Here is a 16,407-nt window from a genome sequence, read left to right on the forward strand (position 1 = left end):
CAGGTGAAGCCATGCAGGCGCAATTGATCGCGCTCGATTGGGGAACGACCTCCCTTCGTGCGTATCGACTCGGCGAAAACGGCCGGGTACAGGAACAACGCTCGCTCAGCGCGGGCATCATGCAATTGCCTTCTACCGCTCGCAGGGTTGCCGGCCAGCTGTGCAGCGACGGTTTTGAGCTGGCATTCGATGAAGCCTGTGGCGATTGGCTCGACGCCCAGCCGAGCTTACCGGTCATCGCTTGCGGTATGGTCGGCAGCGCTCAAGGATGGCGGGAAGCGGTTTACCAGCAGACGCCAGCTAGCGTTGCGGCGCTGAGTTCTGCGCTGGTGACGGTGCGCAGCGTGCGCGGCGTCAATGTCCACATTGTTCCTGGCGTGCTGCAACGCTCCGAACTGCCCAATGTCATGCGCGGTGAAGAGACGCAGGTTCTGGGCGTTCTCAGTGCGTTGCCCGCCGAAGAAAAGGCCAGGCCACTGTTGATCGGGTTGCCCGGCAGCCACTCGAAGTGGGTGAGGGCGGTCGACGGTCGCATCGTTCATTTCGATACCTTCATGACCGGCGAGGTCTATGCCGCGCTGTCCAGTCACACCATCCTCGGCCGCACGATGCAGCGCAGCGATGCGTTCGACGTCGTTGCCTTCGACCGTGGTGTCGCCGTCGCGCAATCTCCGGAAGGCGCCGCAGGCCCGCTCTCGACCATATTCAGCTGTCGCACCCTCGGCCTTACCGGCGCCTTGGCCGGTACCGCGCAACCCGATTATCTGTCCGGTCTGCTGATCGGCCACGAAATCGTGGCGTTGACCCAGTTGCTGCGCCAGCACGAGACCGATCTGCCGTCGGTGATTCTGATCGGCAGCGGCCCGTTGCTGGAGCGCTATCAGCGCGCACTCGACGCCAATGGCTTCCCACAGGTGACGCTGGCCGAACAGGCCACCGAACGAGGCCTGTGGCAGGTCGCGGTCCAGGCCGGTCTGATTTCATCCACTTCTGCGGCCGCTGCCCGGCCCCTTCACGTAGAGAACTGAGATGCTCAAACAAGCCCTCGCGCAAAACGGTCTGGTCGCGATTCTGCGCGGCCTGCGCCCCGAAGAAGCCCCGGCGATCGGTGACGTCCTGTACACCGCCGGTTTTCGCGTCATTGAAGTTCCGCTCAATTCCCCTCAACCGTACGACAGCATCCGTCTGCTGCGTCAGAGCCTGCCCGCCGATTGCCTGATTGGCGCAGGCACCGTGCTGACCCCTGAGCAGGTGCGTCAGGTCAAAGAAGCCGGTGGACAGGTCATCGTGATGCCGCACAGTGACCCCGAAGTGCTGCGTGCCGGCAAGGCCGAGGGCCTGTTCCTGTCCCCAGGCGTGGCAACTCCGACAGAGGCCTTTGCCGCCCTGGCTGAAGGGGCCGATGTGCTGAAAATGTTCCCGGCCGAGCAAATGGGGCCGGCCGTGGTAAAGGCGTGGCTGGCTGTGTTGCCGGCGGGCACTGTGCTGCTACCGGTTGGCGGAATCACTCCGGACAACATGAAGGTTTTCCTGGACGCCGGTGTTTCAGGCTTTGGTCTGGGTTCGGGGCTGTTTAAGCCTGGCCTGAGCGCCGCAGACGTCGCCGAACGCGCGAAGGGCTATGTCGCCGCCTGGAAACAGTACCGCCCCAACGGCAAGTAACTCGCATTGCGCATAGCGGCTTCGAGTAGCAGGCCGCGATTACCGGTTTCGAATAGCTTCGAATACAAGAGAGACAAGACATGAAAATCACCAAACTCACGACCTTCATCGTTCCACCGCGCTGGTGCTTCTTGAAAGTGGAAACCGATCAGGGTGTCACTGGCTGGGGCGAACCCGTGGTCGAGGGGCGTGCGCATACGGTTGCTGCGGCTGTTGAGGAACTGTCCGACTACCTGATCGGCAAAGACCCACGCAACATTGAAGACATCTGGACCGTGCTCTATCGCGGCGGCTTCTACCGGGGTGGCGCGATCCACATGAGCGCGTTGGCGGGTATCGATCAGGCGTTGTGGGACATCAAAGGCAAGGCACTCGGCGTGTCGGTCAGCGATCTGCTGGGCGGTCAGGTGCGCGACAAGATTCGTGTCTATTCGTGGATCGGCGGCGACCGTCCTGCCGATACCGCACGGGCGGCGAAAGAAGCCGTGTCCCGTGGTTTCACCGCCGTGAAGATGAACGGCACCGAAGAACTGCAATTCCTCGACACCTTCGAGAAGGTCGATCTGGCCCTGGCCAACGTCGCCGCCGTGCGTGATGCGGTCGGTCCGAACGTCGGCATCGGCGTCGACTTCCACGGTCGCGTGCACAAGCCGATGGCCAAAGTGCTGATGAAGGAACTGGACCCGTACAAGCTGATGTTCATCGAAGAGCCGGTGCTCAGCGAAAACTATGAGGCGCTGAAAGAGCTCGCGCCGCTGACCAGCACCCCGATTGCCCTGGGCGAGCGCCTGTTCTCGCGCTGGGACTTCAAGCGCGTGCTGAGCGAAGGCTACGTTGACATCATCCAGCCGGACGCCTCTCACGCAGGCGGCATCACCGAAACCCGAAAGATCGCCAACATGGCCGAGGCCTACGATGTGGCGCTGGCGCTGCATTGCCCGCTGGGTCCGATCGCGCTGGCGGCGTGCCTGCAACTGGACGCGGTCTGCTACAACGCGTTCATTCAAGAGCAGAGCCTGGGCATTCACTACAACGAGAGCAACGACCTGCTCGACTACATCAAGAACCCTGAAGTCTTCGACTACGACAAAGGCATGGTGAAGATCCCGAACGGGCCTGGCCTGGGGATCGAGATCAACGAGGAATACGTCAAGGAACGCGCGGCCATCGGCCACCGCTGGCGTAACCCGATCTGGCGCCATGCCGACGGCAGCTTTGCCGAGTGGTGATTGCTTGCGCGGCCTGACGCTGCAAACGCGCAGGCCCCATTCGCGAGCAAGCTCGCTCCCACAGGTTTTGTGTCAGCCAGACGTCCTCCTGACATCCCCGACTTCGGTGGGAGCGAGCTTGCTCGCGAAGCTTCTAAAACAGACACACACGAATCCAGACCTCAGATAAACATAAAAAGAGGCATTCCCCATGCGCACACAGACCTTGCCGGAGGCGCGGGCGATCACCGCCACGCCGACACGCAAACGCTTTTTCATCATGGTCCTGCTGTTCATCACCGTGGTGATCAACTACCTGGACCGTAGCAACCTGTCCATCGCCGCGCCCGCGCTGACCAGCGAGCTGAACATCGACCCGGTACACGTGGGCCTGGTGTTCTCGGCGTTCGGCTGGACCTACGCCGCCATGCAATTGCCCGGCGGTTGGCTGGTGGATCGCGTTCCGCCACGCATTCTCTACACCGTCGCGCTGGCCTTGTGGTCGATCGCGACCATCTTCCTCGGCTTCGTCGGCAGCTTCGTCGGCCTGTTCGTGCTGCGCATGGCGGTCGGCGCGCTGGAAGCACCGGCGTATCCGATCAACAGCCGCGTGGTCACCGCCTGGTTTCCGGAAAAGGAACGCGCCACTGCCGTCGGCTTCTACACCTCGGGCCAGTTCGTCGGCCTGGCGTTTCTGACCCCGGTCCTCGCCTGGTTGCAAGCCACGTTCGGCTGGCACATGGTGTTTGTCGCCACCGGCGGCGTGGGCGTGATCTGGGCGGTGATCTGGTACATGGTCTACCGCGAGCCGCGCGATTTCAAAGGCGTCAATCAAGGTGAAATCGATCTGATCAAGGACGGCGGCGGTCTGGTCGACATTCAGACCGACACCGAAAAAGCCAAGACCGGTTTCCGCTGGAAGGATCTGGGCATCGTCCTGACCCAACGTAAACTCTGGGGCATTTACCTCGGCCAGTTCTGCCTGAATTCGACGCTGTGGTTTTTCCTGACGTGGTTTCCGACCTATCTCGTGAAGTACCGCGGCATGGATTTCATCAAGTCGGGTCTGTTGGCGTCGTTGCCGTTTCTGGCGGCCTTCGTTAGCGTCCTGTGCTCAGGGTTCTTTTCCGACTGGTTGATCCGTCGCGGCCACACCGTGGGTTTTGCGCGCAAGCTGCCCATCATTGCCGGGCTGCTGATCTCCACGTCGATCATCGGCGCCAACTATGTGGAATCGACACCTCTGGTGATCGCGTTCCTGGCCCTGGCCTTTTTTGGCAATGGCCTGGCGTCGATCACTTGGTCGCTGGTGTCGACGCTGGCCCCGGCGCGTTTGCTGGGTCTGACCGGTGGCACCTTTAACCTGATCGGTAACCTGGCGGCCATTGCCACCCCGATCGTCATTGGCTTTCTGGCCTCAGGTGAGTCGTTCGCGCCCGCGATCACGTATATCGCTGTGTTGGCGTTGCTCGGAGCGCTTTCCTACATTCTGCTGGTGGGCAAGGTCGAGCGAATCGAGCTGGATAATCCGCGCTGACGATTGGCATGCACCCAAGCCGACGACGATAATGCCGCCGGCTTTCTGATTCGATAAGGCGTGATATGCAAGATTCTTCCGACACCACGAGCGAGACGGGTAAAGACACGGCGCCGACCGGCACGCAAACGCTGTTGCGGGGGCTGGGCGTGGTGCAGGCGGTCGCCAGCGGCGCCCGGGACCTCAAGGAAATCGCACGGCTGATCGGGACGACAAAAAGTACGACGCACCGGCTGGCCAGCTGTCTGGTGGAGGAACGTTATCTTCGCGTCTTGCCACAAGTGGGCTATCTGCTCGGGCCGAAGCTGATCGAACTGGGTTTTCAGGCGCGTGAAGAGTTGCCGTTGGCGATGCTCGCGCGTCCCTTCCTTGATGAGTTGTCGGCGCTGACGGGTGATACCATCCATCTGGCGATTCGTGACGGGGACGAGGTGCTGTATCTGCACAAGAACCCCGGACGTAATGGTCCGGAGATGCGTTCACGGGTAGGCCACCGGATGCCGCTGGCGCGCACCGGCATTGGCAAGGCGCTGTTGCTGGACAGCCCGGAAAGCGAATGGCGCCGACTGTATGACCTGAGCGTGCCGGAAGTGGCGAGGAACCCGTTGTGGCCTGCGCATCAGGAGCAGACCTGGGAACAGGTGCGCGACCGGATGCACGAGTACGTGAAGGGCGGTTACGCGTTCGATCTTGAGGACAACGAGCCGTCGATCCGCTGTGTCGCCGCGCCGGTTCGCGATGCCAGCAAACACATCGTCGCGGGGATCAGCATCGCCAGCACAGTGCCGTACATGCCGCTGGAAAAGATGGCCGAGCTGGTGCCGGTGATCAAGGAGACGGCGGCGCGCTTGTCGGCGGAGTTGGGTGGGTAGCGGGTACTGTTCGCGGTGTCGCGTGACCCTGTGGGACCGAATTCATTCGGGATGGGATGTTTCGGCCGATGAAAGTGTGTCGGATGCTTCGACCTCTCCCGAATGAATTCGGTCCCACAGGTTTCGCCCCACGCCATGCGGGGCGACTTGCGTTTACGCTTTCAACGTCGCCATATCGATCACGAACCGATACTTCACATCACCGGCAATCATGCGGCTGTACGCCTCGTTGATGTGCTGGATGTCGAGCATCTCGATGTCGCAGCTGATGTCGTGTTCCGCGCAGAAATCCAGCACTTCCTGAGTTTCTGCGATGCCGCCGATCAACGAACCCGCCAGTACGCGACGCTTCATCACCAGATTCGCCGCGTGCAGGGCTGGATCGACTGGCTCGATCAGGCCGACCAGAATGTGCACGCCGTCGAAGCGCAGGGTTTCCAGGTACGGGTTCAGGTTGTGCTGCACCGGAATGGTGTCCAGCAGGAAGTCGAAGTGGCCGGCAGCGGCTTTCATCTGCTCGGCGTCGGTGGATACGATCACGTGATCGGCGCCCTGACGACGGGCTTCTTCGGCCTTGCTCGCCGAGCGGGTGAACAGCGTGACTTCCGCGCCCATGGCTTTGGCGAATTTGATGCCCATGTGACCCAGGCCACCCATGCCCAGTACGCCAACCTTGTCACCGGCTTTCACGCCGTAGTGCTTGAGCGGCGAGTAGGTAGTGATGCCGGCGCAGAGGATCGGTGCAGCGGCGGCCGGGTTCAGTTTTTCCGGAATACGTACCACGAAGTGCTCGCTGACCACGATGCTGCTGGAATAGCCGCCCATGGTGTTGGTGCCGTCGATGCGGTCCGGCGTGGCGTACGTCAGGGTCGGGCCTTCGAGGCAATACTGCTCAAGATCCGCAGCGCAGGCTTCGCAGTGAAGGCAGGAGTCAACCATGCAGCCGACGCCGACCAGATCGCCAACCTTGTGCTTGCTGACGTTGGCGCCGACTTCAGTGACCTTGCCGACGATTTCGTGACCCGGCATCAGCGGGTAAACGGCGATGCCCCATTCGTTACGCGCCTGATGGATGTCGGAGTGGCAGACGCCGCAATACAGGATCTCGATCGCCACGTCGTCAGGGCGAGGGCTGCGGCGGTTGAAGGTCATGGGGGCGAGGGGAGTGGTGGCCGACTGGGCGGCATAACCGATGGCTGTGTACATGTGTAACCTCGCATAACGTTGACAGTGGAGGCGGTGCATTCTCCTCAGCAAGGCCTTGACCGGCCATGACCATTCCTCTGTGTGTCATGCCTAATCCTCCGAACCTGCCTGATTGGGTGATGCGCAGAGCGGCAGATCTGCGATCATTGCAGTGTCTAATCCTCCGTCACGGTTACTCATGCTCCTGACGTCCCGTTCCGATGCCAACGCCACGCTGGTTTCGCTGATCAAGCCCCTGTCCCACCGCCCGGGCTTTCTCGACAGTGGTTTGCCCGGTGTGCAGACCATGTCGTGGAGCTATTACGTTGCCAGTTGCCCGCAAATCTACGAGCCCAGCCTGATCATCCTCGCGCAGGGCAGCAAACTGGCGCGCCTCGGCGCGCGGACGTTTGAATACGGTGCTGGGCATTACCTGGTGCAGGCGCTGTCAGTGCCGTTCATGTGCGAAACCTTCGCCACCACGGAAGAGCCGTTGTACGGCGTTTCGGTCGCCATTGACCGCATCGTGCTCGGTGAGCTGGTGCAGGCCATGGCATTGCCCGTCGATGCCTCGGTCAAGGCGCAGACGCCGGAGTCCATGAACTCGGCCGAGCTGGACGCGCAGATGCGTGAGAGTGTCGAGCGGTTGCTGCGTTGCCTGCACGACCCGATGGATTGTCAGGTGATGGGCCCGGCTCTGGTGCGCGAGGTTTTGTATGCGGCGCTGCGCGGACCGCAGGCGGGCGTGTTGCGAGCGCTGGTGGAGCAACAGGGGCATTTCGCGAGGATCGCCGCTGCGTTGCAACACCTGCGCGATCACTACAGCGAAGCGCTGAGCGTCGATGACCTCGCGCGTTGCGCCAACATGAGCACCTCGACTTTTCATGAGCATTTCAAGCGCAGTACGTTGCTGTCGCCGGTGCAGTACCTCAAGCGCCTGCGTCTGTTGAAGGCGCAGCAAATGCTGATCGGCGAAGGCATGGGCGTGGCGCAGGTCGCGCACAAGGTGGGGTACCAAAGCACGTCGCAGTTCAGCCGCGAATACAAACGGTACTTTGATCGCAGCCCGGGAGAAGAGGGCGCCCAGTTGAGGGCTTCTGCGTGACGGCCCGCCGCTGAACATACTGTGGGAGCGAATTGATTCGCGAAAAATGTTTCATGCGATGAAGGCGTGTCGGCGTGACCTCCGTATCGCGAATGAATTCGCTCCCACAGTGAGGTTTCGTTACCCGTCATCGTCCGGTTGACGCCCACAAAAAAAGGCGCCAACCAGGGCGCCTTTCTCTTGTCGCTTGCAGTTCAACGCTTGCCGCTGCGTCTGTTACATATTCGGGTAAGTCGGCCCGCCCGCGCCTTCAGGGGTGACCCAGGTGATGTTCTGGGACGGATCCTTGATGTCGCAGGTCTTGCAGTGAACGCAGTTCTGCGCGTTGATCTGGAAGCGCTTGGCGCCGTCTTCCTGAGTCACCACCTCGTACACGCCCGCCGGGCAGTAGCGCTGCGCTGGCTCGTCGTACTTGGGCAGGTTGACGCTGATCGGGATGCTCGGGTCCTTCAACTTCAGGTGGCAAGGCTGTTCTTCTTCGTGGTTGGTGCCGGAGATGAACACCGAGCTCAGCTTGTCGAAGCTCAGTTTGCCGTCCGGTTTCGGGTAGTCGATCTTTTTCGAATCGGCTGCCAGCTTCATGCACGCGTAGTCAGGCTTGTTGTCGTGCAGGGTGAACGGAATCTTGCCGCCGAACAGGTTCTGGTCGATGAAGTTGAAGGCGCCGCCCAGCACCGGACCGAACTTGTGGATCGCCGCGCCGAAGTTGCGGCTGGCGAACAGTTCTTCGTGCAGCCAGCTGCCTTTGAAGGCTTCGACATAGGTGTTCAGCGCATCACCGCCTTGATTGCCGGCGAACAGCGCGTCTGCCACCGAATCGGCGGCCAGCATGCCCGACTTCATCGCGGTGTGGCTGCCCTTGATCTTGGCGAAGTTCAGCGTGCCCAGATCGCAACCGATCAATGCGCCGCCCGGGAAGACCATCTTCGGCAACGAGTTCAGGCCACCTTTGCAGATCGCGCGTGCGCCGTAGCTGATGCGCTTGCCGCCTTCCAGGTACTGCTTGAGGATCGGATGATGCTTGAGGCGCTGGAACTCGTCGAACGGCGACAGGTAAGGGTTGGCGTAGGACAGGTCAACGATCAGACCCACCACCACCTGATTGTTTTCCAGGTGGTAAAGGAAGGAACCGCCGGTGTTCTCGGTGCCCATCACGTCCAGTGGCCAGCCAGCGGTGTGCACCACCAGGCCTTGCTGGTGCTTGGCCGGGTCGATTTCCCAGATTTCCTTCAGGCCGATGCCGTAATGCTGGGCGTCGGCTTCGCTGTCCAGATTGAAGCGTTTGATCAGCTGCTTGCCGATGTGGCCACGGCAGCCTTCGGCGAACAGCGTGTATTTGCCGCGCAGCTCCATGCCAGGGGTGTACAGGCCTTCTTTCGGATGGCCTTCGCGATCGACGCCCAGATCACCGGTGATGATCCCGCGGACCACGCCGTTTTCATCGATCAGCGCTTCCTGAGCGGCGAAGCCGGGGTAGATTTCCACGCCCAGGTTTTCAGCCTGCTGCGCCAGCCAGCGGCACAGGTTGCCGAGGGAAATAATGTAGTTGCCTTCGTTGTGCATGGTCTTGGGCACGAACGCGCCAGGGACCTTGGTGCCCGCGTCGGCGCTGGTCAGCACATAGATGTCATCGCCTTTGACGGGCGTATTCAGCGGTGCGCCGAGTGCTTTCCAGTCAGGGAACAATTCATTTAAAGCGCGAGGTTCGAACACCGCGCCCGAAAGAATATGAGCGCCGACTTCAGAGCCTTTTTCCACCACGCAGACGCTGATTTCCTGGCCAGCTTCGGCGGCCTTCTGTTTCAGACGGCATGCGGCGGACAGCCCTGCGGGGCCGGCTCCGACGATGACGACGTCGAATTCCATAAATTCGCGTTCCACTGGCTATCTCCTGATCAAGGCTCAACGGGTATTTTTTTATAGGTTGCTCAACCGACGCACGTAAACGGTTTGCCCGCGCGTCATCTCAAAGGGGCGCATTATATCTACACCACCTTGCAGGTCCAATACAAACGTTTGTTTGAATCGGCTGAAACCCTGATAAATCATAGGGAGACGGCTCATGACTGGCGTTTTTGTCGTATTGACCGGAATAGGCGTTCCGGTCAAGATACGGGCGGTTTTGCGCTCGCCGTAGGCTGAACGTCAGACCGGAGAACGCCTCTAAAAGCAACGCGACGGTGTGCGCGCGATCCCCTTCGATGTCTCTGCAGGGCAGGCGGGGTGCAGTTTACACGCCGGGTGGTGGTATGGCTTGGATTGCCGGGAAGGCGCGGTTGTTTTTTGCCGAACTCACCGTTAAGCAACGACGAATACGCTGTTTTCAGAGGTGTTCTTTACACTGACGTGTAACCATCGCCAGGCCGGGCCTGGCGACTTCTTTTCACCGGAGAGTAACGAGGAATCCATGAAGGTTCTTGTAGCTGTCAAACGAGTGGTCGACTACAACGTCAAGGTCCGCGTCAAAGCGGATAACTCCGGCGTCGATCTCGCTAACGTCAAAATGTCGATGAACCCCTTCTGCGAAATCGCTGTGGAAGAAGCCGTACGCCTGAAAGAGAAGGGCGTTGCGACCGAGATCGTCGTTGTTTCCATTGGCCCGACCACCGCTCAGGAGCAGTTGCGCACTGCTTTGGCGCTGGGTGCCGACCGCGCCATCCTCGTTGAATCCGCTGACGAGCTGACCTCACTGGCCGTGGCCAAGCTGCTCAAGGCTGTTGTCGATAAAGAACAGCCGCAACTGGTCATCCTCGGCAAGCAGGCGATCGACAGCGACAACAACCAGACCGGCCAGATGCTGGCGGCCCTGAGCGGTTACGCCCAAGGCACCTTCGCCTCCAAAGTTGAAGTCTCTGGCGACAGCGTCAACGTCACCCGTGAAATCGACGCCGGTGCGCAGACTGTTTCCTTGAAGCTGCCCGCCATCGTCACCACCGACCTGCGCCTGAACGAGCCGCGCTATGCGTCGCTGCCGAACATCATGAAGGCGAAGAAAAAGCCGCTTGAAGTCCTGACCCCTGACGCACTGGGCGTGTCGACGTCCTCGACCAACAAGACCCTCAAGGTCGAAGCCCCAGCTGCCCGCAGCGCGGGTATCAAGGTCAAATCGGTGGCTGAACTGGTCGAGAAACTGAAAAACGAAGCGAAGGTGATCTGATGCCTATTCTCGTAATCGCTGAGCACGAAAACGGCGCAATTGCTCCTGCCACCCTGAACACCGTTGCCGCTGCTGCCAAGATTGGCGGTGATATTCACGTCCTGGTCGCTGGCCAAAACGTGGGCGCTGTTGGTGAAGCCGCCGCGAAAATCGCTGGCGTGGCCAAAGTGCTGGTCGCTGACAACGCGGCCTACGCCCATCAGCTGCCGGAGAACGTTGCGCCGCTGGTTGCCGAGCTCGCCCCCGGTTACAGCCACGTGCTGGCCGCTGCCACCTCCAACGGCAAGAACATCCTGCCGCGTGTTGCCGCCCAGCTGGACGTTGACCAGATCTCCGAGATCATCTCGGTGGAAAGCGCTGACACCTTCAAGCGTCCGATCTACGCCGGTAACGCCATCGCGACCGTTCAGTCGTCGGCGGCCATCAAAGTCATCACGGTTCGTGCCACCGGTTTCGACGCCGTTGCTGCTGAAGGCGGCTCTGCAGCAGTTGAGTCCGTTTCGGCTGCACACGATGCAGGTAAGTCATCCTTCGTCAGCGAAGAGTTGGCCAAATCCGATCGTCCTGAGCTGACCGCTGCCAAAATCGTCGTTTCTGGCGGTCGCGGCATGCAGAACGGTGACAACTTCAAACACCTGTACGCGCTGGCTGACAAGCTGGGTGCTGCGGTCGGCGCTTCCCGCGCAGCCGTCGACGCAGGTTTCGTACCCAACGACATGCAGGTCGGTCAGACCGGCAAGATCGTGGCGCCGCAGCTGTACATCGCTGTCGGTATCTCCGGCGCGATCCAGCACCTGGCCGGCATGAAAGACTCCAAGGTGATCGTTGCGATCAACAAAGACGAAGAAGCGCCGATCTTCCAGGTAGCCGACTACGGTCTGGTCGCGGATCTGTTCGAAGCTGTACCCGAGTTGGAGAAGCTGGTCTAAACCAGCCGTCTGACTTATAAAGAGAACCCGTTCGTTTCGGGCTGCTCGAAAGCGCTGATCATCGGCTGTTGTGATGATTGATGCCTTCCTCAGCCTCGACTGAACGGGTTTTTTATTGGGCCGAAAAAAGGATGCAGTTATGTGGTCGCCAAGGCAGACCCTGACGTCGCTGATCGCCGGGCTGATGTTGCCATCGATGGCAGCCGTCGCGGCGGGCAAATGCGAGCGGCTTGTTGTCACCGGCAGTCCCGATGCGCCTCCTTATCTGTGGCGCGACCCGCAAGATCCGAAGCATCTGATGGGCGCCAATGCCGACCTGCTCAAGGAGGCGGCGACTCAGATCGGCGTCAGGGTCGAGCTGCTGTTTGCCGGTAAACGCAGTCAGGCGCTGGAAGAAGTGCGCACCGGACGGATGGATCTGCTGGCTGACACACCGCTGAATGCCAGTGAGCTTGAGTCGCTGGATTTCATCCATCCGCCCATCGCGCAAAACGAGATCATGGTCTGGACGCGCGCGGGGCATGCGCAACCCTTCAATTCGCTGGCTGACTTGAATGGGCATTCGGGCGCGATCTCCGAGAAAACCCGCCTCACCTCGACGTTCGAAAACGCTTCCAAAGAGCATTTGACCCTCGCGAAACAGCCGAATCTGACTCAGGCGTTTCAGAAGCTCATGCTCGGGCAGGCGGAGTTCGTGCTTGCCGGACGCTACGCGGGCATGGCATTGACCCAGACCCTTGGGATGTCCAAGGACCTGCAGGCGCAACCCTTGCCCGTCGACAAGCCAGGACTGTATCTGGCGCTGTCGTTCAATTCGGCGTGCAACGATCCGTGGTTGCGCGGACAGCTGGCAAAAAAAATGACAGAATTGGCGGCTTCGGGCCGCTCCAGTGAAGCGGTCGCGCGCAACCTGGAGTTGTGGAAGGCTCAGTTGCAGCAGCCCGCCAGCACTCCCAATCAGTAGGAACGTTTTTTGAGCTTTCTTTTGAGAACACGACCTTTATTCGTTGCCATGGCCATCGCTTCATTGTTCGGCTGTGCGAACGATCCCGCGCCGAACGAGCAGCTGAAACTCACGGAGCAAGCCGTCGCCCAGGCGACTGCAGTGGGGGCCACTGATGACGAGCCTGACATGGTCACGGCGCAATCGAAGCTGACTCAGGCGCGGGCCGCCATGGCGAAGAAGTCCTATAAGGATGCCCGCATGTTGGCGGAGCAAGCAGAACTCGATGCGCGACTCGCCGAGGCGCGGGAGCTCACAGAGAAGAGTGACGAACAACTGGCACAAGTGAACGCGCGTCTGGATCGCTTGCGCAAGCAATTGGGAGCGGCGCAATGAACCGTCTTCCTCGTGTAGTGAGTGTTTGCCTGTTGTTGGCCAGTGCCGGGCTGTATGGCTGTGCGGGCCATCAGAACAGCGAAAGGGCATTGCAGAGCGCCAGTGCCGACTTCCAGAAAGTGAAGGGCGATACCAACGTGCTGCGCAGCGCGCCGAAGGACGTGATCCGTGCGGGTGAGCTGTTGGCCAAGGCCGAGCGTCTTTCAGGATATGCCGGCAGCTCCGACGACGTGAGCCATTACGCTTATCTGAGTAGCCGCTACAGCGCCATCGCTGCGGAGCACAGTCAGTTGCTGCTGAATCAGGAAAAACTTGCGCGTCTTGAGCTTGAACGTCAACGCCTGCAGTTGGCGCTGCGCGAGGCAAAACTTTCGGGTGCCCAGCAGCAAGGCAAATGGGCGCAAGACCAGGTCATCAGTCTCTCGACCCAGCAGAGCGAGCGGGGGTTGGTGATGACTCTGGGCGACATGCTGTTCGACACCGGGCGGGCTGAGCTCAAAAGCTCAGCGAACCGCACGGTGCTGAAGGTCGTGCAGTTCTTGCAGTTCAACCCCAAGCGCGTCGTGCGGATCGAGGGCTATACCGACAGCACCGGCGACAGTCAGGAGAATCTGCAATTGTCGCGTGACCGCGCACAGGCAGTTGCCGATGTGCTCTCGGACCTTGGCATCGAGGATGAGCGCATCCAGGTGGAAGGGTACGGCGACCAGTTTCCGGTTGACGTCAACACATCCGAGCGCGGGCGAGCACTTAATCGGCGTGTAGAAATCGTATTTTCTGACGAGAAAGGTCACCTCAGCGCCGCTCGCTGAAAAATATTTTCCTCAAAGCCCGGTTTTTTTTTCGAAATGCCGGGCTTTTTTGTTCGTAAAAACAGGTGATTTGGCAGGTATGCCACATAAAATTTTTTGTCACACTCATGTAGGGCTAGCCCTTACCTAAACTGTCCCCGTACACTTCTTAACTGTGCCGGTGATCTTTTGCGCTGATCGCCACGCTGCCGACCTGCGAATCTGCGAGGAGGCAGTTTGAAAGAGTGAAGTCGAGGGACGCAAAGTGACCAATCTTCTGCTGTATCAACGTATCGCCCAGCAGCTGGCCGACGATATTCGCCGGGGGGTATATCAGCCTGGCGAGCGTGTGCCGTCCGTGCGGAAAATGAGTTCTCAGCTCAACGTCAGTCATGCCACGGTATTGCAGGCGTATGCCAATCTTGAAGATCAGGGGTTGATCCGGGCGCGTCCCCAGTCCGGCTATTACGTTCACCAGACGCCCGCGCTGACGGCGCCGACGCCTGACATCGCGCGGGTTGAGCGGCCAGGCCTGGTGACCCGGGCCAGCATCATTCAACAGGTACTGGTGGAGGCGCGTCGCGAGGGCGTTTTTGCGTTCGGCGCCGCCGTGCCTCACATCGATTACCTGCCCCTGCGCGCATTGCATCAGCAACTGGCCAAGGTCACTCGTTTTCAGAGTCCGCGGGCCTTCAATTACATGTTCAGTCCGGGGTTCGAGCCGTTGCGCCGTCAGGTGGCGATCCGGATGCGGGATGCCGGCGTCGTGGTCGATCCTTCTGAAGTGGTGATCACCCACGGTTGCGTGGACGCGCTGCAGATGTCGCTGCGTGTGCTGACCCGTCCTGGTGATCTGATCGCTGCCGAGTCGCCGACCTATTACGGCCTGCTGCAACTTGCGGACTTACTGGGTTTGAAGGTGATCGAGATCCCCAGCGATCCCAACACCGGTATTAGTCTTGAGGCCTTGCAACTGGCGGCGAACCAGTGGTCTATCAAGGCGCTGGTGATGACCTCTCGGTTGAGTAACCCGCTGGGCAGCACAATGCCGGAAGAGCGGCAGAAGCATTTGCTGCGTCTGGCCTCGGATTTCGACATTCAGGTCATCGAGGATGATATCTACGGTGAGCTGATGTACGAGCAGAACAAGACCAAAGCGTTGAAGGCGTTCGATCGTCTGGGGCGCGTGATTTACTGCTCAAGTTTCTCCAAGACGCTGTCGCCGGGGGTGCGCATCGGCTGGATGATCGCGGGCAAATATCAGGCGGAAATCCAGCGCTTGCAGACATTCAGTACCCATTCGGCGTGCAGTGTGACGCAAATGGGGGTCGCGTCTTATCTTGAGAACGGCGGCTACGACCGGCACCTGCGCTACATTCGTCAGGAGCACCGCAAGAACCTGAGCGCGTTCCAGCTCGCCGTGCAGCAGATGTTTCCTGAGGGTACGCAAATCAGTCGCCCGGCGGGCGGATTCATTTTGTGGATCAGCCTGCCGGGCCGGGTTAACACGCAGGAACTGCATGTTCGTGCGCTGGAGCAGGGCATCAGCATCGCGCCTGGCTTGATCTTCAGCAATACAGAGCAGTTCAATCACTGCATACGGCTGAACTGTGGTTTGCCGTGGAATCGCGAAGCGGAGAGGGCGCTGATGACCCTCGGCATGTTGGCCAAGCAGCTCTGTCAGGACGCAGGTCAAACGTGGTGATTCAGATTCAGTGAACTCGCGCGTGTAACTGTTTTTCACATATTCGAGGGGCCGACCGACAGAGCATTCACTTGTCATCGGCCATGCAAAGAGCCAGCATATTGGCTTCTGCCTATTCCTGCCGTTGACGTTATGAAAACACTGCGTTGTCTGGGTGTGCTTTCGGTGCTTTTTCTGACGGCTTGTGATGCCGACAAGGCGCCTGCGCCACCCGCTAAAGTTGTCGCTACGGCGGCTGTTGCGGTCCCTGGGGTCAAAACGGTGCAGGCACCGGAGCCTGTAGAAAAAGCTGCGGCGACGCCCCCCGTGCATGAGGCGCCCCCGGTGCATGAATTGGCGCCTAACGTGTCCGCCGTTCGCGTCATGGCGGCCAGCAAGCCTGAACCGTCGAAGATTGATGTATCAAAAAAAGCATCGACGCCCGCCAAGGCGGCGGGAATCGAGCAAAAGACGCCCAGCGTGAACGCCAAATCCGCCAAGGTCAAAGCGGATAACGCCGAAGTCGCTAACCGCGCGCCCGTTGCAAACAAGAGCAAATCGCCTGCGCAGGTGGTCAAGGACACAAAACTGCCAAAGCCTTCTCTCGATCTGAGTTTGCCTCCCGAGATGGTCAAGCAGATGACGCCTCCACCCAATGTCATTACCGCTGGGGCAAAGTCCAAGTCCCCGTCTGGCGGCGCCAAGCCGCTGCTACCCAAAATGTTTCCGGACGGCAACAGTGACCCTGATTTCCAGCTTCAGGGCCGTTTATTGAGCAACGAAATGCAGTTGCAGCTGCGCAATGAGGCTCGCAAGGAGGTTGAGGGGGCTGCTGTGGATTTCACCTTCAAGCAGTAACCTGGCTCGACTCCGTACCGAATCCTTCATTTTCAAACGCGCGTTTTAGCGGGTAAGATCCTGTCTTCTCTCATTGCCTC

General features: G+C 60.0%; 15 protein-coding genes. 13 read left to right on the top strand and 2 right to left on the bottom strand.

The features are described 5' to 3' along the window. Window positions 1-11: 11 nt before the first annotated feature. The 5 genes from ABDX87_RS24315 (at window position 12) to ABDX87_RS24335 (ending at window position 5,279) form a co-directional block, all read left to right on the top strand. Window positions 12-1,028 carry a 2-dehydro-3-deoxygalactonokinase gene (locus ABDX87_RS24315; protein WP_346830169.1) on the top strand — a complete coding sequence of 339 codons (1,017 nt, stop codon included), beginning with the start codon at window positions 12-14 and terminating at the stop codon, window positions 1,026-1,028. A gap of 1 nt (window position 1,029) precedes the next feature. Continuing rightward, window positions 1,030-1,662, top strand: coding sequence for a 2-dehydro-3-deoxy-6-phosphogalactonate aldolase (locus tag ABDX87_RS24320; protein ID WP_346830170.1), 633 nt, complete (start codon window positions 1,030-1,032; stop codon window positions 1,660-1,662). Between the two features lie 80 nt (window positions 1,663-1,742). Beyond that, entirely contained in the window at window positions 1,743-2,891 is a 1,149-nt protein-coding gene (gene dgoD / locus ABDX87_RS24325) for a galactonate dehydratase (protein WP_346830171.1), read from the top strand. Window positions 2,892-3,081: 190 nt separating this feature from the next. Beyond that, window positions 3,082-4,407: an MFS transporter gene (locus tag ABDX87_RS24330; protein ID WP_346830172.1), complete on the top strand. Its 1,326-nt coding sequence runs from the start codon at window positions 3,082-3,084 to the stop codon at window positions 4,405-4,407. Between the two features lie 65 nt (window positions 4,408-4,472). Next, window positions 4,473-5,279: an IclR family transcriptional regulator gene (locus ABDX87_RS24335; RefSeq protein ID WP_346830173.1), complete on the top strand. Its 807-nt coding sequence runs from the start codon at window positions 4,473-4,475 to the stop codon at window positions 5,277-5,279. Between the two features lie 153 nt (window positions 5,280-5,432). Here the strand turns inward: ABDX87_RS24335 and ABDX87_RS24340 are convergent, their stop codons facing one another. Further along, window positions 5,433-6,485, bottom strand: a complete 1,053-nt coding sequence (locus tag ABDX87_RS24340; protein WP_346830174.1) for an NAD(P)-dependent alcohol dehydrogenase — start codon at window positions 6,483-6,485, stop codon at window positions 5,433-5,435. 178 nt (window positions 6,486-6,663) lie between these two features. On the opposite strand from ABDX87_RS24340, the gene ABDX87_RS24345 reads away from it, so the two are divergent. After that, complete coding sequence (locus ABDX87_RS24345; protein WP_346830175.1) at window positions 6,664-7,569, top strand: AraC family transcriptional regulator; 906 nt, start codon at window positions 6,664-6,666, stop codon at window positions 7,567-7,569. Window positions 7,570-7,785: 216 nt separating this feature from the next. On the opposite strand, the gene ABDX87_RS24350 is transcribed toward ABDX87_RS24345, so the two are convergent. After that, window positions 7,786-9,450: an electron transfer flavoprotein-ubiquinone oxidoreductase gene (locus ABDX87_RS24350; protein ID WP_346830176.1), complete on the bottom strand. Its 1,665-nt coding sequence runs from the start codon at window positions 9,448-9,450 to the stop codon at window positions 7,786-7,788. 526 nt (window positions 9,451-9,976) lie between these two features. Here ABDX87_RS24350 and ABDX87_RS24355 point away from each other — a divergent pair. From ABDX87_RS24355 to ABDX87_RS24385, 7 genes are all read left to right on the top strand, one after another. Then, a complete protein-coding gene (locus tag ABDX87_RS24355; protein ID WP_074753422.1) occupies window positions 9,977-10,726 on the top strand; it encodes an electron transfer flavoprotein subunit beta/FixA family protein in 750 nt (249 codons plus the stop codon). Beyond that, window positions 10,726-11,655 (top strand): electron transfer flavoprotein subunit alpha/FixB family protein, encoded by a 930-nt coding sequence (locus ABDX87_RS24360; protein ID WP_346830177.1) that lies wholly within the window; start codon window positions 10,726-10,728, stop codon window positions 11,653-11,655. The genes ABDX87_RS24355 and ABDX87_RS24360 overlap by 1 nt, the downstream gene beginning before the upstream one ends. Window positions 11,656-11,794: 139 nt before the next feature. Further along, a complete protein-coding gene (locus ABDX87_RS24365) occupies window positions 11,795-12,619 on the top strand; it encodes a substrate-binding periplasmic protein (protein WP_346830178.1) in 825 nt (274 codons plus the stop codon). Window positions 12,620-12,640: 21 nt separating this feature from the next. Then, window positions 12,641-12,994: a DUF4398 domain-containing protein gene (locus ABDX87_RS24370; RefSeq protein WP_346833610.1), complete on the top strand. Its 354-nt coding sequence runs from the start codon at window positions 12,641-12,643 to the stop codon at window positions 12,992-12,994. Then, the gene (locus ABDX87_RS24375) at window positions 12,991-13,806 is read left to right on the top strand and encodes an OmpA family protein (protein WP_346830179.1); all 816 of its coding nucleotides are present in this window, start codon (window positions 12,991-12,993) and stop codon (window positions 13,804-13,806) included. Before ABDX87_RS24370 ends, ABDX87_RS24375 begins: the two co-directional genes overlap by 4 nt. A gap of 244 nt (window positions 13,807-14,050) precedes the next feature. Then, window positions 14,051-15,490: a PLP-dependent aminotransferase family protein gene (locus ABDX87_RS24380; RefSeq protein WP_346830180.1), complete on the top strand. Its 1,440-nt coding sequence runs from the start codon at window positions 14,051-14,053 to the stop codon at window positions 15,488-15,490. 132 nt (window positions 15,491-15,622) lie between these two features. Continuing rightward, window positions 15,623-16,327 (top strand): translation initiation factor 2, encoded by a 705-nt coding sequence (locus ABDX87_RS24385; RefSeq protein WP_346830181.1) that lies wholly within the window; start codon window positions 15,623-15,625, stop codon window positions 16,325-16,327. The last annotated feature ends 80 nt before the right edge of the window (window positions 16,328-16,407 follow it).

Origin of the sequence: Pseudomonas abietaniphila, from assembly GCF_039697315.1 — a bacterium.
GTDB classification, from domain to species: domain Bacteria; phylum Pseudomonadota; class Gammaproteobacteria; order Pseudomonadales; family Pseudomonadaceae; genus Aquipseudomonas; species Aquipseudomonas abietaniphila_B.

Excerpts from the sequence above, each read along its gene's own strand:
- ABDX87_RS24355 (WP_074753422.1), top strand. The coding sequence starts at position 9,977 with ATGAAGGTTCTTGTAGCTGTCAAACGAGTGGTCGACTACAACGTCAAG.
- dgoD (WP_346830171.1), top strand. The coding sequence starts at position 1,743 with ATGAAAATCACCAAACTCACGACCTTCATCGTTCCACCGCGCTGGTGC.
- ABDX87_RS24365 (WP_346830178.1), top strand. The coding sequence starts at position 11,795 with ATGTGGTCGCCAAGGCAGACCCTGACGTCGCTGATCGCCGGGCTGATG.
- ABDX87_RS24340 (WP_346830174.1), bottom strand. The coding sequence starts at position 6,485 with ATGTACACAGCCATCGGTTATGCCGCCCAGTCGGCCACCACTCCCCTC.
- ABDX87_RS24320 (WP_346830170.1), top strand. The coding sequence starts at position 1,030 with ATGCTCAAACAAGCCCTCGCGCAAAACGGTCTGGTCGCGATTCTGCGC.
- ABDX87_RS24360 (WP_346830177.1), top strand. The coding sequence starts at position 10,726 with ATGCCTATTCTCGTAATCGCTGAGCACGAAAACGGCGCAATTGCTCCT.
- ABDX87_RS24345 (WP_346830175.1), top strand. The coding sequence starts at position 6,664 with ATGCTCCTGACGTCCCGTTCCGATGCCAACGCCACGCTGGTTTCGCTG.
- ABDX87_RS24385 (WP_346830181.1), top strand. The coding sequence starts at position 15,623 with ATGAAAACACTGCGTTGTCTGGGTGTGCTTTCGGTGCTTTTTCTGACG.
- ABDX87_RS24335 (WP_346830173.1), top strand. The coding sequence starts at position 4,473 with ATGCAAGATTCTTCCGACACCACGAGCGAGACGGGTAAAGACACGGCG.
- ABDX87_RS24330 (WP_346830172.1), top strand. The coding sequence starts at position 3,082 with ATGCGCACACAGACCTTGCCGGAGGCGCGGGCGATCACCGCCACGCCG.
- ABDX87_RS24315 (WP_346830169.1), top strand. The coding sequence starts at position 12 with ATGCAGGCGCAATTGATCGCGCTCGATTGGGGAACGACCTCCCTTCGT.
- ABDX87_RS24375 (WP_346830179.1), top strand. The coding sequence starts at position 12,991 with ATGAACCGTCTTCCTCGTGTAGTGAGTGTTTGCCTGTTGTTGGCCAGT.